Genomic DNA, 17,283 nt, shown 5'->3' on the forward strand with positions numbered 1-17,283 from the left:
TCCCGTCCAAGCCGTCTTCCCCGAGGGGACGCCCCGGCCGGGGAGCGAGCGGCGGCGCGCCCGGCACGCCGCCGCGCCGCCCCCGCTCCCTAGACTGGTCGCCATGATCCGACGCGCCGCCCCCGCCGCTCCCCGAGCGCTCGCGGTGGCGGTGCTGGCCGTGCTGCTGGCCGGCCAGTCGCTGCGGAACCTCGCCGGATGGTGGGGCTGGGGCGTCGTCGTCGCGCTGCTCCTGGGCGCCTCGATCGCCGTGCTCGTCCGCGCCCGCCCCCGCCCGCGCTGGGCCCGCACGCCGAAGTCGCTGGTCCTCTTCCTCGGGCTCGCGGTGCTCTCGCTGCTGTGGTCCGCCTATCCGGGAGCGAGCGCGATCGGAGTCACGGCGCAGCTCGCGACGACGCTCGGCGGCGTCGTCCTCGCCGTCACGCTGAGCAGCCGGGAACTGCTCACGGCTCTCGGACGGGCACTGCGCCTCTCCGTCGGCCTCTCGCTCCTCTTCGAGCTCGTGATCGCGGTCGTCGTGCGGCAGCCCGTCCTGCCGTTCGGCGTCGAGCCTCCCGCCGACGGACCGACGCCCGACGCCTTCTACTGGTCGCAGGCAGCCCTCTTCACCGGCGAGCCCGTCCAGGGGATCGTCGGCAACCGCAACCTCCTCGGCTTCCTCGCCCTGCTCGGCCTGATCGTGATCGCGATCGAGCTGGCGGCCCACTCGGTCCGGCGCCGCTGGGGAGCGGTCTGGGTCGCCCTGTTCGTCGCGACCCTCCTGCTCACCCGCTCGGCCACCGTCCTGCTCTGCCTCGTCGCCGTCGTCTTCGCGGCCGCGTTCGCGCTCTGGGCTCGCCGGAGGGGCGAGTCCCGCCGCCGTCCCGTCTACCTGACCGCCGCGGGGCTGGCGGTGGCCGCCGTCGCCGGAGGCGCCGCGGGCTGGGGCGCCCTCCTCGGCCTGCTCGGCAAGAGCGAGGACGCCACGGGCCGCCTCGACATCTGGGACTCGGTGATCGCGCTCACGCTGCAGCGCCCGGTCCTCGGCTGGGGCTGGGTCAGCTACTGGGCTCCCTGGGCCGCCCCGTTCGACACCCTCGCCGAGCGCAAGGGCGTGCTCTACCTGCAGGCCCACGACGCCTGGCTCGACGTCGCCCTCCAGCTCGGAGCGTTCGGCCTCGTCCTCTTCGCGGCGCTCGCCGTCTCGACGCTGTGGCGCTCCTGGTTCCGCGCGGTCGACCGCCCGCGGCGCGACGCGACCTCGACCCTCCCCTACACGGCCGTCAGCCTCGCTCCGCTGCTGATCGTGGTCGCCCTCCTGGCGCAGTCGCTGTTCGAGAGCCGGATCCTGATCGAGGGAGGCTGGCTGCTCCTCGTCCTCTTCGCGGTGCAGACCAAGCGACCGGCGACCGAGACGCCCGAGGTCCTCGCCGCGACCCCGCTCCCCCTCGCCGACGCCTCCCCGAGGCGATGAGGCCCCGCCGCCCCTCGCTCCCCGCCTCCGTCGCCGACGCGACGGCGTCCCCGCAGTTCGCGGCGGCCCTCGCGCAGACCACTCTCGTCACCGTCCTCTGCGCCCCGGCGGTCCGCGGGCTCCTCGGCTGGCCCGGCTACATCGCCGCCGTCGCCACGCTCACCGCCCTCGCCGCGGTCATGCTCGTCCTGCGGCGCGGGCGGCTCGACTGGGAGGGCCTGCTGCCCACGAGCATCCTGGTGTTCCTCGGCTGGATCGCGCTCAGCGTGCTGTGGAGCGACTACACCTGGGCCACGGTCTCGAGCGTCGTCTACCAGTTCGCCCTGGCGTTCCTGGCGATCGCGATCGGCCTCACGCGCGACATCATCCAGATCATCCGCTCGGTCGGCGACGTGCTGCGGGTCGTGCTGATCGCCTCGCTGGCCGTGGAGGTGCTCTCGGGGGTGCTGATCGACCAGCCGCTGCGCTTCCTCGGCGTGGAGGGCCTGCTCGCGGTCGGCGGGCCGATCCAGGGACTCGTCGGCACGCGCAACCAGCTCGGGCTGGTCTGCCTGCTGGCGATCGTGACGTTCTCGGTGGAGCTGATGACCCGCTCCGTCGCCCGCGGGCCGGCCGTCGCCTCGCTCGCCCTCGCCGCGGTCACCCTCCTCTTCACGCGCTCCGCCGTGAGCGCGGGCGTGCTCGCCGTGGCCGTCGTCGTCGCCCTCGCTCTGCGCTGGGTGCGCCACGGCGACGGCACCCACCGCCGTCGGCGGCAGTTCGCGGTGCTCGGCGTCGCCGCCGCGGCCGCCCTCACCGTGTGGCTCCTGCGCTACCGGGTGATCGAGCTGCTGAACGCGGGCAGCGAGTTCGAGTTCCGGCTGCGGCTCTGGCAGCAGGTCTGGCGCTTCACGGACCTCGCTCCGATCGTCGGCTGGGGCTGGGTGGGCTACTGGCGGCCCGACCTCTACCCCTTCACCGCCATCGACTACCTCTCGGGCCGCCCGCACTCGTCGAGCCTCAACGCGCTCTTCGACGTGGCCCTGCAGGTCGGCGCGGTCGGGGTGGTCCTCTTCGTCGTGCTGATCGGCCTCGCGCTCTGGCGCTCCTGGCTGATCGCCTCCGAGCGCAAGGCGGTCGTGCACGTCTGGCCGGTGCTGGTGCTGACCGTGCTGATGGTCACCGCACTGGCCGAGAGCTCGATCCTGCTCGACGCCGGCTGGCTGCTCGTGGTGCTCTGCGCGATGCGCGCGGCCCAGGGACTGAGCTGGCGCCGGCTCCTGCACCCGCGGGACTGACCGGACTCCTCAGCGCCCGCGCCGCCGCGCCACCTGGCGGAGCACGGCGAGGTGCTCCTCCCGGCAGCGCTCCCAGCTGAAGGACCGGGCGCGCTCGACGCCGAGCGGGCCGAGCTCGCCGGTCCGCTCGATCGCCTCGAGGATCCCGTCCGCGATCGAGCGCGGCTCGAGCGGATCGACGTAGACCGCGGCGTCCCCGCAGATCTCCGGGAGCGAGCCCGCGTCGGAGGCGGCCACCGGGCATCCCGACGCCATCGCCTCGATCGGCGGGAGGCCGAAGCCCTCGTAGAGGCTCGGGAACGCCAGCACCGCGGCTCGGCGGTAGAGGTCGGCGAGCTCCTCCGGAGTGACGTGGCCGCGCCACTCGACGAAGTCCGGCAGCGGGCCGAGGCGGTCCAGGTCCCCTCCCGTCAGCACGAGCCGGAGGGCGTGCCCCTCCTCCCGCAGCAGGCGCACCGCCTCGAACAGGCGGGCGTGGTTCTTGTGCGGCCAGGCGCGCGCCGGGTAGAAGACGAAGTCCTCGCGTGTGCCCAGATTCGCGACGAAGCGCCGGGTGTCCACGCCGAGATGCGACACGTGGATCCGCTCCTCCGGGATGCCCAGCAGCTCGACGATCCGCCCCTTGGTGAAGGCGCTGATGGTGATGACCGCGTCGGCGCGGCGAGCGGTCGCCTCGTAGGCGAGCCGGCGGAAGACGCGCTCGACGCGGGGGAAGAGGTGCGGGAGGTCGCGGTGCTGCAGATCGAACAGCATCTGCACGTGCCCCTGCCGCCGCGACGGCCACGGGAGCGGGACCGTGAACGGGAAGTAGAGCACCGCGTCCCGGCCGAGGCGCCGGCGCAGGCGCGGCGTGCGCAGGAGCGCCTGGAGCATCCCCACGGCCCGGCGGCGGTGGCCCGCCCCGCTGACGACCCCCTCGGCCACGACCTCGGGCACGCCCTCGCTGAAGCCGCGCGCGTTCTCGGGGACGAGCACCTGCACGGCGGGCCCCTCCTCCCCCGGCCGCGGCGCCAGGAGGCGCGTGAGCGCGCGCGCGTAGGTCTCGCCGCCGCCCATCCCGCCCGGGTCGACGGTGAGCACGGCGAGCGTGACGGGGCGGAGTTCCGGCATGGCGTCCAATCGGTCCGAAGCCCGGCCAGGATACCGGCGGGCCGCACCGCTCCCGGCGCCCGGCCGTGCCCGTGGGTAGTATGTGTCCCGCTGTCATCGACCCCGACGAATTGGACCACCACGTGCCCCGCGCTTTGATCACCGGAATCACCGGCCAGGACGGCCTCTACCTCGCCGAGCTCCTCCTCTCGAAGGGCTACGAGGTCTTCGGGCTCGTCCGCGGGCAGAACAACCCCAAGTACGAGCTGGTCCGCCGCACCGTGCCCGAGGTGACCCTGCTCACCGGCGACCTGACCGACGTGTCGAGCCTCGTGCGCGTGCTCGCCGCCGCCCAGCCCGACGAGGTCTACAACCTCGGTGCGATCTCGTTCGTCGCCTACTCGTGGGAGAACGCGTCGCTCACCACCGATGTGACCGGCAAGGGCGTGCTCAACATCCTCGAGGCGACCCGCCTCTACGCCGGCTCCGACATGTCGCGCGTGAAGTTCTACCAGGCCTCCTCCTCCGAGATGTTCGGCAAGGTCCAGCAGGTCCCGCAGAGCGAGGAGACGCTGCTCTGGCCGCGCTCGCCCTACGGAGTGGCCAAGGTCTTCGGCCACTACATGACCATCAACTACCGCGAGTCGTACGGCATGCACGCCTCCTCCGGCATCCTCTTCAACCACGAGTCGCCCCGCCGCGGCCCGGAGTTCGTCACCCGCAAGATCAGCCTCGCGGTCGCCCGCATCAAGCTCGGCCTCCAGGAGACGCTGGAGCTCGGCAACCTCGACGCGAAGCGCGACTGGGGCTTCGCCGGCGACTACGTCGACGCGATGTGGCGCATGCTGCAGCAGCCCGAGGGCGACGACTACGTGGTCGCGACCGGCGAGACCCACGAGATCCGCGAGTACCTCGACATCGCCTTCAACCACGTCGGCATCGAGGACTGGACCCCGTACGTGACCCAGAACCCCGCGTTCATGCGTCCCGCCGAGGTGGACCTGCTGATCGGCGACCCGGCGAAGGCGCGCGACGTCCTCGGCTGGGAGCCGAAGGTCTCGTTCCCCGAGCTCGTGGCGATGATGGTCGAGAACGACCTCGCCGAGCAGTCCGCGCTGATCAAGTAGTCATGCCTGCCGCTCTCGTCACCGGAGCGAGCGGTCAGGACGGGGGCTACCTCGTCGAGCGCCTGCTCGCCGACGGCTGGGAGGTCTCCGCGCTCGTGCGCGGGACCGACGACGCCGCTCTTCCCGCCTCCGTCCGCGCCTTCGAGGGCGATCTCCGCGACGCCTCCGGCCTCGGCCGTATCGTCGCGGAGGCGCAGCCGGACACGGTCTTCCACCTCGCCGGCCTCTCCTCCGTCGCGCTCTCGTGGAAGGAGCCCGTGCTCACGGCGGAGGTGACCGGCACCGCGGTCGCCGCGCTCCTGGAGGCCTCGCTGGCGCTCCAGGAGTCGGCGGGCCGGGAGGTCCGCTTCGTTCAGGCCTCGTCCTCCGAGATCTTCGGGGCCGCGACCGAGAACCCGCAGACCGAGCGGACCCCGATCCGCCCGGTTTCGCCCTACGGAGCCGCGAAGGCGTTCGCGCACCACCTCGTCGCGGTCTACCGTGGCCGCGGGCTGCACGCCTCGTCCGGCATCCTCTACAACCACGAGTCGCCTCGACGGCCGCTGGGCTTCGTCACCCGCAAGATCACCGCCGGAGTCGCGGCGATCGCGACGGGCGCCGAGTCGGTGCTCTCGCTCGGCAATCTCGACGCGCGCCGCGACTGGGGCTGGGCCCCCGACTACGTGGACGCCCTCGTGCGCGCCTCGCGCGCCGAGGAGGCGGGCGACTACGTCGTGGCGACCGGAGTCGCGCACTCGGTCCGCGACTTCGTCCGTGCCGCCTTCACCGCGGCCGGCATCGACGACTGGGAGCAGCGGGTCACGATCGACCCGCGGTTCGCGCGCCCCGTGGACGCCCCCGAGATGCGCGGGGACGCCTCCCGGGCCCGCGAAGTGCTCGGCTGGGCGCCGACCGTCAGCTTCGAGGAGATCGTCGCCCGCATGGTCGAGAACGACCTCGAGCTGGCGCGCCGCTCCGACTGAGCCGCGCCCACCGCGTGCAGAAGGCCCCCGCTCCTGGAGCGGGGGCCTTCTGCACGCGGTGGGTCGAGGACGCCTAGGCGGTCGCGTCCGACTGCTCGGCCCGGCCCCGCTCGTCGACGCCCTCGCCCTCGACGAGGTACGACCAGACGCGGGCGGCGTACTCGTCCCAGGTGCCGCCGTCGATCGCGAGCGCCTTCGCCGAGAGCCGCGCGTGCAGCTCGTCGTCGGTCAGCAGCCGCTCGAGGGCCGCGGCGATGTCGTGGTCGTCGTGCGGATCGACGAACAGCGCGCCACCCGAGGCGGAGACCTCGTGCATGCTGCCGAAGCCGGAGGTCACGACCGGGGTGCCGACCGAGATCGACTCCACGATCGGGAGACCGTAGCCCTCGTTGATCGAGGGGAACACCGTGCACCGGGCCAGGCGGTAGGCGCTCCAGAGCAGCGCGTCGGTGATCTTGGAGAGCGAGCGGACCGGACGGCCCTGCCCCTCGAGGACCTCGAGTCGGTACTCGAACTCGGCGCTGCTCCAGGCGTTGCCGCCGATGAAGACCAGGCTGAAGCGCACGCCCCGGCGCCAGAGCAGCTCGGCCGCCTGGAGCACAGCCAGGTGGTTCTTCCGCGGCTCGTGGCTGCCGACGCAGACGACGAGCGGGAGGTCACCGGTCACCAGCGAGCGCGCGGCGGTGGCCAGCTCCTCGTCCGAGACGCTCTCCGGCTGCGAGGGCAGCAGGATCGGCCGGATGTCCGGCCCCTGCATCCCGACGCTGCCGAGCATGTGGCGCCAGCCGGAGTACTCGGTCGCGGCCGCCTCGGAGATGGTCGCGATGCGGTCCATGTGCGACACGGCGACGAGCGTGCGCGAGAAGGCGGCGCTGATGCCGGTGCTCGCCGTCTCGGCGGTGGTGACCGGCACGCAGTCGAAGCCGATGGTGCCCGTGCGGTTGCCGCTGAACTCGGCCAGAGCGGAGACGCGCGACGTCCGCTCGTCCTCCACGGCGAGCTCGGGCAGGAGGTAGGTGCCCTGCCACGGGACGATCACGCGGGAGCGGTCCTCGGCGGCGTCGGGCACGTCGCCCGAGACGGCGTTCCGGCTCTGCTCCGGGGTGAGCATGACGAGCGACTCGTGGGTCGAGTCCCAGCCGGCGAGCAGGATCTCGTGGTCGCGCGTCCATCGGACGAGGCTCTGGCGCACCACGCGCTGGATGCCCGTGGCCAGCCCCGTGCGCGCGGTGTGGTGCACGTCGACGACGACCGCGCCGACGACCACCTCGACCTCGGGGTGGTGGAAGCGGGCGAAGACCCGGTTCGAGGCGATGGTGGACGCGGCGTGGGTGAGCAGACCGGCGGTGCCGTCCAGCCGGGCCCGGCGGCGGCCGTCGACGACGTCCTCCCGGCGCGGGAGCGTGCCGCGGAGGACGGCGAGCACCAGCCAGACCTCGCGGTCGGTGGGGGCGGGCAGCAGAACGCTCAGCTGTCCGGTGAGGGCGTCGACGCTGCCCAGCGGCTCCACGGAGGGGGCCAGGGTGCGCACCAGGGTGGCGAGACGGTCGACCAGGTACTGCTTAGAGCGCACGGGGCGCCTCCTCGTGCTCGATGAGGGCCGAGGGGCCGATCAGGGCGGCCCACAGCTCCCGGGCGTAGTCGTCCCAGGTGCGCTCGGGCCGCTCTGCCGCCTCGAGGCGGAGCTCGTCGACGACTTCCGGCGACGTCAGCAGGCGGCGCATGCCGTCGGTGATCTCCTCGTCGGACTCCGGGTCGATCAGGACGCATCCGCCGTGCTCGGCGATCTGCGCCGTGCTGCCGTAGCGCGAGGTCAGCACGGGGAGCCCGATCGACAGCGCCTCGGCGACCGGCAGGCCGTACCCCTCGTGCAGCGACGGGAACGCCAGGAACAGCGCCTCCCGGTAGCTCGCGATCAGGACGTCGTCGTCGGCTCCGCGGAGCACCTCGACCGGGCGTCCGGCGGCGACCAGCTCGCGCACGCGGGGATCGAAGACCTGGTGCGCCCAGGGGTTGGCCCCGCCGATGAAGCGGACGCGGAAGCGCAGGCCCTCGCGCCAGAGGACCTCGGCGGCGTGCAGCACCGCGAGATGGTTCTTGCGGGGCTCCTGGCTGCCGACGCAGAGCACGAGCGGCAGGCCGGACGCGCTCCGGCCCTCGGAGCGCAGGCCGTCCGGGAGCTCCACGGGCAGCGGGACCGGGACGACGGTCGGGCCGGTGAGGCCCTGAGCGGGGAGCGCTCGCACGAAGCCCTCGAACTCCAGCGCAGCCGCGGCGCTCACCGTGGCGACGCGCTCGGCGTGCTTGACCACGGAGAGGAAGTTGACGAAGCGCACCGTCTCCTCCGGCGGCACCGTGTCGGCGCTGACGACGGGGATGGCGTCGTGGCCGAGGACGACGACCTCGTTGCCGGAGTACTCGGCGAGGGCCGCGAGCGGCCCGCACTGGTTGTAGTCGGGCACCGAGGGGATGACGACGACGCTGCGGTAGGGCACGACGAACTCGATGCGCTCCGGATCGCCGTGCTCCCAGTCGCGCCGCCCGGCGGAGGACCAGTCGACGACGCGCTCGTGCTCGATCGCGCTCAGGCGCCGGAAGGACATCGATCCGTGGACCCAGGCGACCGGGACGATCTCGTGCTCGGCGTCCCAGCGGGACACGGTCTGGCGCACGACCCGCTGGACGCCGGTGTTGTGACCGTGGCGGGCGGGGAAGTCGACGTCGATCAGGACGGCCCCGGTGACGACCTCGACACGGGCGTCCAGATCGGCGAACCCGGTCGCGGTGCGGGAGCCCGCCTCGAGGAAGATGCGCAGCGCCGCCTCCTCGGGGGCGAGCTCGAGGGCGCGGCGGAACCAGTCGAACAGCTCGCTCGTCGGGTACGCGGCCGTGAACGACACCAGCGCGACCCAGGTCAACTCGTCGTCCTGGCGCGAGCGGATCTCGCGGGCCACCTCGTCGAGGTACGGGCCGGGCCCGCGGGTGCGCAGCGAGGCGCGGCGCTCCTCGTCGAAGAGGAGCGCGCCGATCTGCTCCAGGCGCTGCAGCATCGCCTCCGTGCGGTGGGCGCGCGCGGCGGCCGCGCCGGCGGCCGAGACCTGCGACCGGTCGCTCATCGCGCCCGACCGGACAGGCGGCGCTTCACGAAGCGCGCGCTGTGGCCGACGGCGCCCGACAGCCCGAGCTGCTCGACGCGGATCTGGAAGGTTCGCACCAGGCGGAGCGGCTTCGTCACCCGCCAGGAGAGGGTGCGCTCGAAGCCGGAGGCGGTCACTCCGCCCACCTGGATCCGCTCGACCCACTCGTCGAAGGGGTCGTTGAGGAGGGAGTCGACCTGCGCGCGCAGGCGGGCGAGCTCCTCGTCCGGGGACTCGGGCTCGGCGAGACGGGGCTCGATGGGAGCCCCGGACGTGCGGGCGGGCTCGGCCGGGACGGCGGCGGGAGCGGCGTCGCCGACCGCCGACTCGAGGCTCGGGTCGGGAGCGGGAGGAGCGTCCTCGCCCGTGCCGCCGAGGACGGGGGCGGGGTCCCCAGCGCTCTGCGGCGCCGGGTCCAGGGGGACGTCGGATGGCTGCGTGGGCATGGCGAACACCTCGTTCGTGTCGTTCAGTCGGCGAGCGGGAGCAAGACTACCCGCCATGCGCCGCGCACCGGCACGCCAGCCAGGGGGCTCCAGGGTGGGCCGCACGTATAATGATGCGGTCCGTCGCCCGGCGGAGGCCGAGAGCTTGGAGTTCCATGCCCAGCAAAGCTGTGGATCGCGCGCGCGCGATCGCCGACGAGCCGTTCCAGATCGCCGGCACCACGTCGGCCGTCGGCGGCGGCTCGGGCGGCTTCGTCGCCTCCCTCGCCGAGATCCTGCGGCACCGCGAGCTGCTCCGCCTCCTCGTCGGGCGCGAGCTGAAGTCGCGCTACAAGGACAGCAGCCTGGGCTTCGTCTGGAGCCTCGTCCGGCCGCTGATCATGCTCCTCATCTACTACGTGGCGATCGGCCAGATCCTCGGGGCCTCGCGCGGCGTCCCGAACTTCGCGATCTTCGTCTTCTCGGGGCTCACCCTCTGGGGCCTGTTCAGCGAGATCGTGACCGCGGGCACCACGTCGATCCTCGGCAACGGCGGACTGATCAAGAAGGTGTACCTGCCGCGGGAGATCTTCCCGGTGGCGGCCATCGGCTCGGCCCTCTTCAACTTCGGTGTGCAGTTCGTCGTCCTGATCGCGGGAGCCGTCCTCACGGGCTCGCTGATCTTCGGCGTCCAGCTCCTCTACATCGTGCCCGCGCTGGCGATCGTGCTCGTGTACGGCCTCGCGCTGGCCCTGGCCCTCTCGGCCCTCAACGTCTACCTCCGCGACGTCCAGTTCCTCGTCGAGGTCGGGCTGCAGATCTTCTTCTGGCTCTCCCCCATCGTCTACGCGTGGAACTTCGTCGTCGCCGCCTCCACCGGAGCGGGCCACGGCTGGGCCGAGCAGCTCTACCTCATCAACCCGATCTCGAACGCGATCCTCGCCTTCCAGCGCGCGATCTGGGGAGACGGCTCGCGCGTCAGCATCATCGACGGCAACGAGATCGCCCCCCAGGTGTGGCCGCCGGACATGGAGCTGCGCCTTCTCATCGTCCTCGTCGTCGGGCTGGTGTTCGTGTGGATCGGCCACCGGATCTTCCGCCGCCTCGAGGGCAACTTCGCCCAGGAGATCTGATCGTGACCCTCACCAGCAAGCAGGAGTCCGTGCCCGCCTCCTCCGGCACCCCGACCGTTGTCCGGGTGCGCAACGCCTCCAAGCGCTTCGTCATCCGCAAGGACAAGTCGTTCAAGGAGCGGATCGTCAACTTCGGCCGCGGGCGCAAGCACCGCGACGAGTTCTGGGCACTCCGCGACGTCGACCTCGAGATCCCACTGGGCTCGACCGTCGGCCTCATCGGCGCGAACGGATCGGGCAAGAGCACGCTCCTCAAGCTCATCGGCGGCATCGTGCAGCCGACGACCGGCACCGTGGAGCGCCGCGGACGCCTCGCCGCGCTCCTCGAGCTCGGAGCGGGCTTCCACCCCGACCTCACCGGGCGCGAGAACGTCTACCTCAACGGCGCGATCCTCGGACTCTCGCGCAGCGAGCTGGACAGCAAGTTCGACTCGATCGTCGACTTCTCCGAGATCGCCGAGTTCATCGACACCCAGGTCAAGTTCTACTCGTCGGGCATGTACGTGCGGCTCGCCTTCGCTATCGCGATCCACACCGATCCCGACCTGCTGCTGGTCGACGAGGTGCTCGCCGTCGGCGACGAGCCGTTCCAGCGCAAGTGCATGGACCGCATCCGCGCCTTCCAGCGCGCGGGGAAGACCATCGTGCTGGTCACCCACTCGCTCGAGCAGGTCGGCGAGCTCTGCGACCGCACCATCGTCCTCGAGAAGGGCACCGTCGTCTTCGACGGCGAGACCTCCGAGGGACTCCAGGTCCTCCGCGAGAGCTTCGAGGACCGTCGGGCCGCCCGCCAGGAGCGCGAGGCCGAGGCCGCCGAGGCCGCGGACGAGCCCGCCCCCCAGCTCATCGAGATCCTGGGCTGCCGACTGCGCGGCGGATCGATCGAGCACGGCGGCACGGTCGTCCGCAGCGGCGAGACCCTCGAGTTCGACGTCACGGTGCGCACCAGCCGCCCGGTCGACGACTGGAACATCGGCATGGGCATCGACACCCCCCTCGGCCAGCGCGTCTTCGGGACGAACACCGAGCGCATCGGCACGCCGCTGAGCGCGGTCGACGGAGAGATGACGGTCACGTTCACCCTCCCCGACCTGCACCTCGGCGCCGGCAACTACGCCGTGCACGCCTCCTCGGCCACCTTCTCGCAGGGCGAGACCATGCGGATCCCGGTCGCCGCGACCTTCACGGTCGAGCGGGCCTCCGTGCACGACGGCGTCGTCGACATCGACTCCACCGTCCGCCTCAGCAGGCCGTGACCGCGCGGCGCCGCCGCCTCCTGGTCGACGCGACCGCCCTCGCGGCGCCGCGCCTGACCGGGGTCGGCCGCGTCCTGCTCGGCCTGCTGCACGCCCTGGACACCGACGCGACCGCCGCAGACGTCGAGGTGCTCCTCGTCGTGCCGGCGAGCGAGGCCGGCTCGCTCGAGCGCTTCGGCTTCCGTACGCTGCGCGTCCGACCGGTGCCGCTGCCCCGGCCGGTGTGGAGCGCACTGACCCGACTGCCCGCGCCGGGGATCGACCTCCTGCTCGGCCGTGGCGCCTACTTCTTCCCGAACTTCCGGAGCTGGCCGCTCGCCCGCTCCCGCTCGCTCACCTTCGTGCACGACGTCTGCTTCGCTGTGATGCCCGAGCTCGTTCCTCGCGAGCGCCGAGAGCTGCTGTCGCGGTCGGTGCCCCGGTGGATCCGGCGCAGCGATCTGGTCCTGACCGGCACCCCGTCGTCCGCAGCCGAGGTCGAGAGCGCTCTGGGCGTCGCTCTCGAGCGCGTCCGCGTGCTGCCGACCACGATCGACGCCGACCTCTTCCATGCCCGTGGGGAGGAGGAGGTGGCGCGGGTCCGCGCGCAGCACGGGCTCGGGTCCTACCTGCTCTTCGTCGGATCGATCGAGCGCCGCAAGAACCTCGTCACCCTGGTGGACGCGTACCGGCAGGCCGAGCGGCCGGAGAACCACACCCTGCTCCTGGTGGGCGGGGACGGCTGGGACAACGAGGACGTCCACTCCGCCGTCGCCCGCGCGGTGGCCGCAGGAGCCGACGTGCGCTTCGCCTCCTCCTACGTCGCCGACGAGGATCTGCCGGCCCTGCTCACGGGGGCCGACGCCGTCGCCATGCCCTCCTGGCACGAGGGCTTCGGCCTGCCCGCCCTCGAGGCCGTCGCCTGCGGCACTCCGGTGCTCGCGGCAGACATCCCCGGCCTCCGCGACGCGCTCGCCGGGCGGGAGTCCACCGCCGTCTTCATCGACCCGGCGGACCGCACCGGGTGGTCGGCCGCGATCGGAGAGGCGCTGCGCCGTCCCCGGCGACTCGCACCGGAGCCCATCCCGGGGTGGGACCGCACCGCCCGGCGCCTGCTCGAGCTGGCCTTCGACGACCGCTGATCAGCGCCGGGTCGTGAACAGCAGCCAGCGCCCGGAGACGGAGGCGACCTCGGGCTCGACGTCCCCCGTCGCCGCCTCGACGTAGGCCCGCCAGCCGTCGGGGTCGTCGGTGTAGCCGGCGGTGTCCACGTAGACGGCGCAGGCGCCGCTGCCCGCCACGGCGTCGGCGAACTCCGCGGGGTCGTCGACGTCGCCCCAGACGTCCCAGCCGTAGGTGCCCTCCACCGCCCCGTAGCTCCAGCGGAGGCGTCCCTCCTCGGTCGCGAGGTAGGGCAGCGCCTCGTCGTAGTCGGAGAGCGCTCCGATCCGCCCGCTGTCGGGGAAGCTCTTCAGGGGGAGCTCCACTACTCCGCAGCCGTCGTCCAGCTGCGCGTCGGCCTCCGACACGAACGAGCGCATCTCGGAGTCGTCGGTCGGAGCGATCGGCACCGCGGCCGATACTCCGGCCAGCTGATCGATGACGGCGACGGCGGCGAGCAGCGCCGCCACGAGGATCCGGACACCGCCACGGGCCGTGATCCGATCGAGCAGGAGCGCGAGCACGCCGAGGACGAGGACCGCGATGACGATCGACATCCGCGCCCACGCACGGATCGTCGGCCCCGCCACCAGCGAGACCACGACGCCCAGGCCCGTCACCGTGTAGAAGAGGAGCGCGGCCAGTGTCGCCACGGCGAGGACGCGCACGCGGGCGTCCGAGAAGAACCGGCCGACCGCGGTCGCACGGAGCGCCCGTCCGCCGCCGAGCGCGGAGATCGGGAGCGCCACGAGCGTGATCAGGAGCGCGACGCTGGCGAGGATCGAGAACCCGGGCGGCTCCGTCGTCGGCGCCACGCCGGACTGGCCCGCGTAGGTGTTGAGCAGGCCGTACCCCTGCGGCAGCCCGGTCCCCGACCAGGGCAGGCCCAGCAGCACGAGCTTGCCGGCGTAGGCCTCCGACTCCCCCACGGTCCGCGACGTGAAGTACGGGCTGTAGCGCTCCCCGAAGTCGAGCGAGAGCAGCAGCAGCGAGAGCCCGACGAACACGCCGAGCGCGAGGATCGGCACCGACGAGACCGCGAGCACGCGCAGCCGCTCGCGGGAGAGGAGCCCGGCGGCCGTGCTCACCGCCCAGGTCGCTCCGAGGACCAGGACCGCGAAGACGTAGTAGTAGCCGCCCGTGCTCGCCACCAGGAGCCCGAGCACGACTCCCGGGACGACGGAGCGCAGTACGCGGCTCCTCCGCGTCGCGCCCCGCTCGGCCCAGGCTCGGAGAGGATCGGTGCGCGGTCCGGCGACCATCAGCACCATCACGCCCAGGAGCGGGATCGCCCAGTAGTTGGCGAGGAACGCGTGGCCGAATCCGATCCGGAGGAAGTGGTACGGCAGCAGCGACAGCAGGACCGCGGAGAACGCCGCGACCCAGGGCCGCGTGCGGAGGGCGCGGAAGAACACGTAGCCGGTGACGGCGACCGTCGCGAACGTGCCCAGGTAGAAGACGTTCAGGAGCGTCGTCCCGTCGCGCACCACGAGGGCCAGGACCGACACGGCGAGGGCGGAGGCGACGTCGAACTGCGCGCTGAAGAAGGCGTTGAACCCGTCGGGGAAGCCGAGCGCCGCGTTGCCGTCGAACGGGAACGCCTGCGTGGCGCTGGTGAAGAGCGTGTAGTGCAGGATCTGGTCGTCGCCGCCCACGGTCCAGCGGCCCGTCAGGTCCTGCGGCCCGATCCCGAGCGCGAGCACGGCGGCGACGACCGAGACGAGGGCGGCGACGAGGGCCCATCCGAGCTCGACGAGCGTCCGGCGCCGCCGACTCGCCGTCCGCGGGCCGCGCACGTCAGTAGCCGCGCTCACGGCGCTGCTCCTCCACGCTGGTCTGGACGATCCGGTTCAGCTCGGTCTCGCCGTCGGTGCCCGCGTAGTCGTAGATGTCGAACCCCCCGCAGGCGACGATATCGGAGGGAGCGCCGAGCGTCCCGCGCGCGAGCCCCGCCCAGTCGGGCGAGCGGTCGGCCAGGACGAAGCTGTACTGCCGGTCGCGGTAGTCGCTCAGGTTGTTCATCCACAGCTGCACCGTGAAGTCGAAGTTGACCTGCTGGACGTGCAGCGAGGCCGGTCCGTAGAGGTCCAGCGGCCGCGTGGACCAGAACGAGCCGACGCCCGCGAGCTCGCGGCCGTCGATCCAGCGCTCCAGGCAGTCGGCGTCCGGGTCCGATCGCGCCTCGGCCGCCGCGGAGGCGACCGCCGTTGTGGCCGGCACGGCGGCGACGACGAGGCCTGCGGCGGCCAGCGGAGCGACGACGCGGACGACCGGCGCCAGCCGCGCGCCCGCAGCACGCCGGTGCGCCGCCGCGGCGCCGATCAGGGCGATCACGACCACGGTCGCGGTCACCGGGATCGGCATCAGGTAGCGGCTGACCGAGCTGCCGGTGAAGACCTGCACCACCAGGAGCACCGCCGTCTGCGCCGGCAGGAACGCGCACACCGCGAAGCGCGCACGGGCCGCCTCGTCGAGGGCGGCTCCCCGCGCCAGTCGGGCGGCACCGGCCACGACGACGGCGAGGGCCGCCAGCAGCAGCAGACCCAGCAGCGCCACCTCGAGCTTGCCGATCAGCGGCGCCTTCAGCACCAGGAACTGCACGATCAGGTCGTCCAGTGCCGTCCCGGCGAGCGGCAGCCGGAGGTACCCGCCGGCGTCGGTCCCGATCAGGAAGCCGAGCGGGACCCGCAGCGCGGCTCCGAGCGCGGCGGCCCCGAGGACCGTGCCCGCGACGATCATCACCGCTCGGGGAGCAGCGAGAGCGAGCACCAGCAGCACGACGAGGACCACCAGCAGGGGGCCGACGAACTGCACCAGGAGGAGCGGATCGGAGAGGGTCGTCGCGGCGACGGCCGCCCCGACCAGGAGCAGCGGACGCGCGGCCGGACGGCGCTCGCGCAGTGCGCCCAGAGCGACGGCGAGCCCGGCGAGGCCTGTGAGCACCGCGCCGTAGTAGTAGGTCGTGAGGAGGAAGGTGGTCGCCAGGGCCCCCTCGTTGTTGAGCGCGCGGCCCTCCGTCAGGCAGAGAACCAGCAGCACGGCGATGCCGGCGAGCGCGGCGGCGGGCCGCAGCCGGCGGTGCCGGTCCGCGACGAGCCGTCGCGCGAGCATCCGGAGCACGCCGTAGAGGAGGACGACGTTGAGCACGGCGTTGACCGCGAGCGCCGCCGCGGGATCGCCACCGGTCAGCAGCCACGCGACGCCGAAGACGGGGAGCTCGGGGAAGAGGAAGAGCTGGCTCGTCATCACCCACGCCGCGGGGCGGCCCTCGGCGAAGGACTGCAGGATCAGCGGCAGCGCCAGCGAGTCGCCGTCGCGGAAGAGCAGCGGCCGCCACGGCGTGCCGACCATGAATCCGAGCACGAGCAGGGTCCCGCTGACGACGACGGCGAGGGCGGCGAGCTCGAGGAGGGCCCTCCGGGTCCGAGGGGATCCCGTCGGACCCGCCGTCACCGGTGCTTCCCGCCGAACCGGATGGCCAGGACGAGCAGGAGGTTCTTCAGGAGGGTGTCGCTCGGGATCTTGGAGTTGCCGACCGTGCGGTCGAGGAAGACGATCGGGATCTCCTTCACTCCGCGGGCCCGGCGCAGCGCCCGGTACTTGAGCACGATCTGGAAGCCGTAGCCGGCTGCGCGGATCGTCTCGAGGTGGAGGGTGCGCAGGAGGTCCGCGCTGAAGAGGTTGAAGCCGCCGGTCCAGTCGGTGATCTTCGAGCCGAGGAAGAGGCGCGTGTAGAGGTTGCCGCCACCGCTCAGCAGCTTGCGGTCGAGCGTCCAGTCGGGAGTGCCCCCGCCGGCGATGTAGCGGGAGGCGACCACGAAGTCGGCGCCCGCGCGCACCTCGCGGAGGAAGGCGTCGATGTAGTCCGGGTCGTGCGAGAGGTCGGCGTCCATCTGCAGCAGGTAGTCGTAGCGGCGCTCGGCCGCGAGGAGGTGCTGGAAGGCCCAGATGTACGCCGCGCCGAGCCCCTCCTTCTTCTCGCGCGAGAGCACGAGGACCTCGAAGGTGTCGGACCCGAGCTCGGCCGCGAGCTCGCGCGCGCGGTCCGCGGTGCCGTCGGGGGAGCTGTCGTCGATGACGGCGACGGTCACGTGGAAGTCGGGGTTGCGGGACGCCGCGAGCGCGACCCGCGGCAGCGCCGTCGCGATGTTCGCGACTTCGTTGTAGGTGGGGACGACGACGGCGAGGGAGCGCATGAGGCGGGGAGGATCCGTTCTTCCGGTGCACCGGCTGACCGGTGAGAGCCCTGCGAGTATAACGAGGCGGTGCTCGCGAGCCTCCGAG

The 17,283-nt window shown here is 72.7% G+C and carries 14 protein-coding genes; 7 read left to right on the top strand and 7 right to left on the bottom strand.

Annotated features, from left to right (window positions below):
• The first annotated feature begins 103 nt into the window (after positions 1-103).
• The gene (locus C5C33_RS04220) at positions 104-1,453 is read left to right on the top strand and encodes an O-antigen ligase (protein ID WP_104260492.1); all 1,350 of its coding nucleotides are present in this window, start codon (positions 104-106) and stop codon (positions 1,451-1,453) included.
• A complete protein-coding gene (locus C5C33_RS04225; RefSeq protein ID WP_104260493.1) occupies positions 1,450-2,730 on the top strand; it encodes an O-antigen ligase in 1,281 nt (426 codons plus the stop codon). Before C5C33_RS04220 ends, C5C33_RS04225 begins: the two co-directional genes overlap by 4 nt.
• Positions 2,731-2,739: 9 nt before the next feature.
• Here the strand turns inward: C5C33_RS04225 and C5C33_RS04230 are convergent, their stop codons facing one another.
• Entirely contained in the window at positions 2,740-3,840 is a 1,101-nt protein-coding gene (locus C5C33_RS04230) for a glycosyltransferase family 1 protein (protein ID WP_104246673.1), read from the bottom strand.
• 122 nt (positions 3,841-3,962) lie between these two features.
• Here C5C33_RS04230 and C5C33_RS04235 point away from each other — a divergent pair, with 122 nt between their 5' ends.
• Both C5C33_RS04235 and C5C33_RS04240 read left to right on the top strand, forming a co-directional pair.
• Entirely contained in the window at positions 3,963-4,946 is a 984-nt protein-coding gene (locus C5C33_RS04235) for a GDP-mannose 4,6-dehydratase (protein WP_104275317.1), read from the top strand.
• A 2-nt stretch (positions 4,947-4,948) separates the two neighbouring features.
• The gene (locus C5C33_RS04240; RefSeq protein WP_104260494.1) at positions 4,949-5,908 is read left to right on the top strand and encodes a GDP-mannose 4,6-dehydratase; all 960 of its coding nucleotides are present in this window, start codon (positions 4,949-4,951) and stop codon (positions 5,906-5,908) included.
• Between the two features lie 73 nt (positions 5,909-5,981).
• Here C5C33_RS04240 and C5C33_RS04245 read toward each other — a convergent pair whose 3' ends face one another.
• Genes C5C33_RS04245 through C5C33_RS04255 form a run of 3 tightly spaced genes read right to left on the bottom strand, consistent with a single transcriptional unit; the run spans position 5,982 to position 9,491 of the window.
• Positions 5,982-7,481 (bottom strand): glycosyltransferase family 1 protein, encoded by a 1,500-nt coding sequence (locus tag C5C33_RS04245; protein WP_104260495.1) that lies wholly within the window; start codon positions 7,479-7,481, stop codon positions 5,982-5,984.
• Positions 7,471-9,024 carry a glycosyltransferase gene (locus C5C33_RS04250; RefSeq protein ID WP_104260496.1) on the bottom strand — a complete coding sequence of 518 codons (1,554 nt, stop codon included), beginning with the start codon at positions 9,022-9,024 and terminating at the stop codon, positions 7,471-7,473. The genes C5C33_RS04245 and C5C33_RS04250 overlap by 11 nt, the downstream gene beginning before the upstream one ends.
• A complete protein-coding gene (locus C5C33_RS04255) occupies positions 9,021-9,491 on the bottom strand; it encodes a hypothetical protein (protein ID WP_104223152.1) in 471 nt (156 codons plus the stop codon). Before C5C33_RS04255 ends, C5C33_RS04250 begins: the two co-directional genes overlap by 4 nt.
• 155 nt (positions 9,492-9,646) lie before the next feature.
• Here C5C33_RS04255 and C5C33_RS04260 point away from each other — a divergent pair, with 155 nt between their 5' ends.
• From C5C33_RS04260 to C5C33_RS04270, 3 genes are read left to right on the top strand one after another with little or no spacing between them, the layout of a single operon-like run.
• A complete protein-coding gene (locus tag C5C33_RS04260; protein ID WP_104223153.1) occupies positions 9,647-10,603 on the top strand; it encodes an ABC transporter permease in 957 nt (318 codons plus the stop codon).
• Between the two features lie 2 nt (positions 10,604-10,605).
• Positions 10,606-11,859 carry an ABC transporter ATP-binding protein gene (locus tag C5C33_RS04265; protein WP_244229465.1) on the top strand — a complete coding sequence of 418 codons (1,254 nt, stop codon included), beginning with the start codon at positions 10,606-10,608 and terminating at the stop codon, positions 11,857-11,859.
• The gene (locus C5C33_RS04270) at positions 11,856-12,980 is read left to right on the top strand and encodes a glycosyltransferase family 1 protein (protein WP_104260497.1); all 1,125 of its coding nucleotides are present in this window, start codon (positions 11,856-11,858) and stop codon (positions 12,978-12,980) included. Before C5C33_RS04265 ends, C5C33_RS04270 begins: the two co-directional genes overlap by 4 nt.
• On the opposite strand, the gene C5C33_RS04275 is transcribed toward C5C33_RS04270, so the two are convergent.
• The 3 genes from C5C33_RS04275 to C5C33_RS04285 are packed head-to-tail and all read right to left on the bottom strand — an operon-like array spanning position 12,981 to position 17,195.
• The gene (locus C5C33_RS04275) at positions 12,981-14,813 is read right to left on the bottom strand and encodes a hypothetical protein (RefSeq protein WP_146085203.1); all 1,833 of its coding nucleotides are present in this window, start codon (positions 14,811-14,813) and stop codon (positions 12,981-12,983) included.
• Positions 14,797-16,452, bottom strand: a complete 1,656-nt coding sequence (locus C5C33_RS04280; protein ID WP_104260499.1) for a hypothetical protein — start codon at positions 16,450-16,452, stop codon at positions 14,797-14,799. Before C5C33_RS04280 ends, C5C33_RS04275 begins: the two co-directional genes overlap by 17 nt.
• Positions 16,449-17,195, bottom strand: coding sequence for a polyprenol monophosphomannose synthase (locus tag C5C33_RS04285; protein ID WP_104223157.1), 747 nt, complete (start codon positions 17,193-17,195; stop codon positions 16,449-16,451). The genes C5C33_RS04280 and C5C33_RS04285 overlap by 4 nt, the downstream gene beginning before the upstream one ends.
• Positions 17,196-17,283: the final 88 nt, after the last annotated feature.

The sequence above is a fragment of the Rathayibacter sp. AY1H3 genome (assembly GCF_002932015.1).

Coding starts and splice junctions, on each gene's coding strand:
- C5C33_RS04240 (WP_104260494.1), top strand. CDS start 4,949: ATGCCTGCCGCTCTCGTCACCGGAGCGAGCGGTCAGGACGGGGGCTAC.
- C5C33_RS04220 (WP_104260492.1), top strand. CDS start 104: ATGATCCGACGCGCCGCCCCCGCCGCTCCCCGAGCGCTCGCGGTGGCG.
- C5C33_RS04260 (WP_104223153.1), top strand. CDS start 9,647: ATGCCCAGCAAAGCTGTGGATCGCGCGCGCGCGATCGCCGACGAGCCG.
- C5C33_RS04285 (WP_104223157.1), bottom strand. CDS start 17,195: ATGCGCTCCCTCGCCGTCGTCGTCCCCACCTACAACGAAGTCGCGAAC.
- C5C33_RS04230 (WP_104246673.1), bottom strand. CDS start 3,840: ATGCCGGAACTCCGCCCCGTCACGCTCGCCGTGCTCACCGTCGACCCG.
- C5C33_RS04250 (WP_104260496.1), bottom strand. CDS start 9,024: ATGAGCGACCGGTCGCAGGTCTCGGCCGCCGGCGCGGCCGCCGCGCGC.
- C5C33_RS04225 (WP_104260493.1), top strand. CDS start 1,450: ATGAGGCCCCGCCGCCCCTCGCTCCCCGCCTCCGTCGCCGACGCGACG.
- C5C33_RS04255 (WP_104223152.1), bottom strand. CDS start 9,491: ATGCCCACGCAGCCATCCGACGTCCCCCTGGACCCGGCGCCGCAGAGC.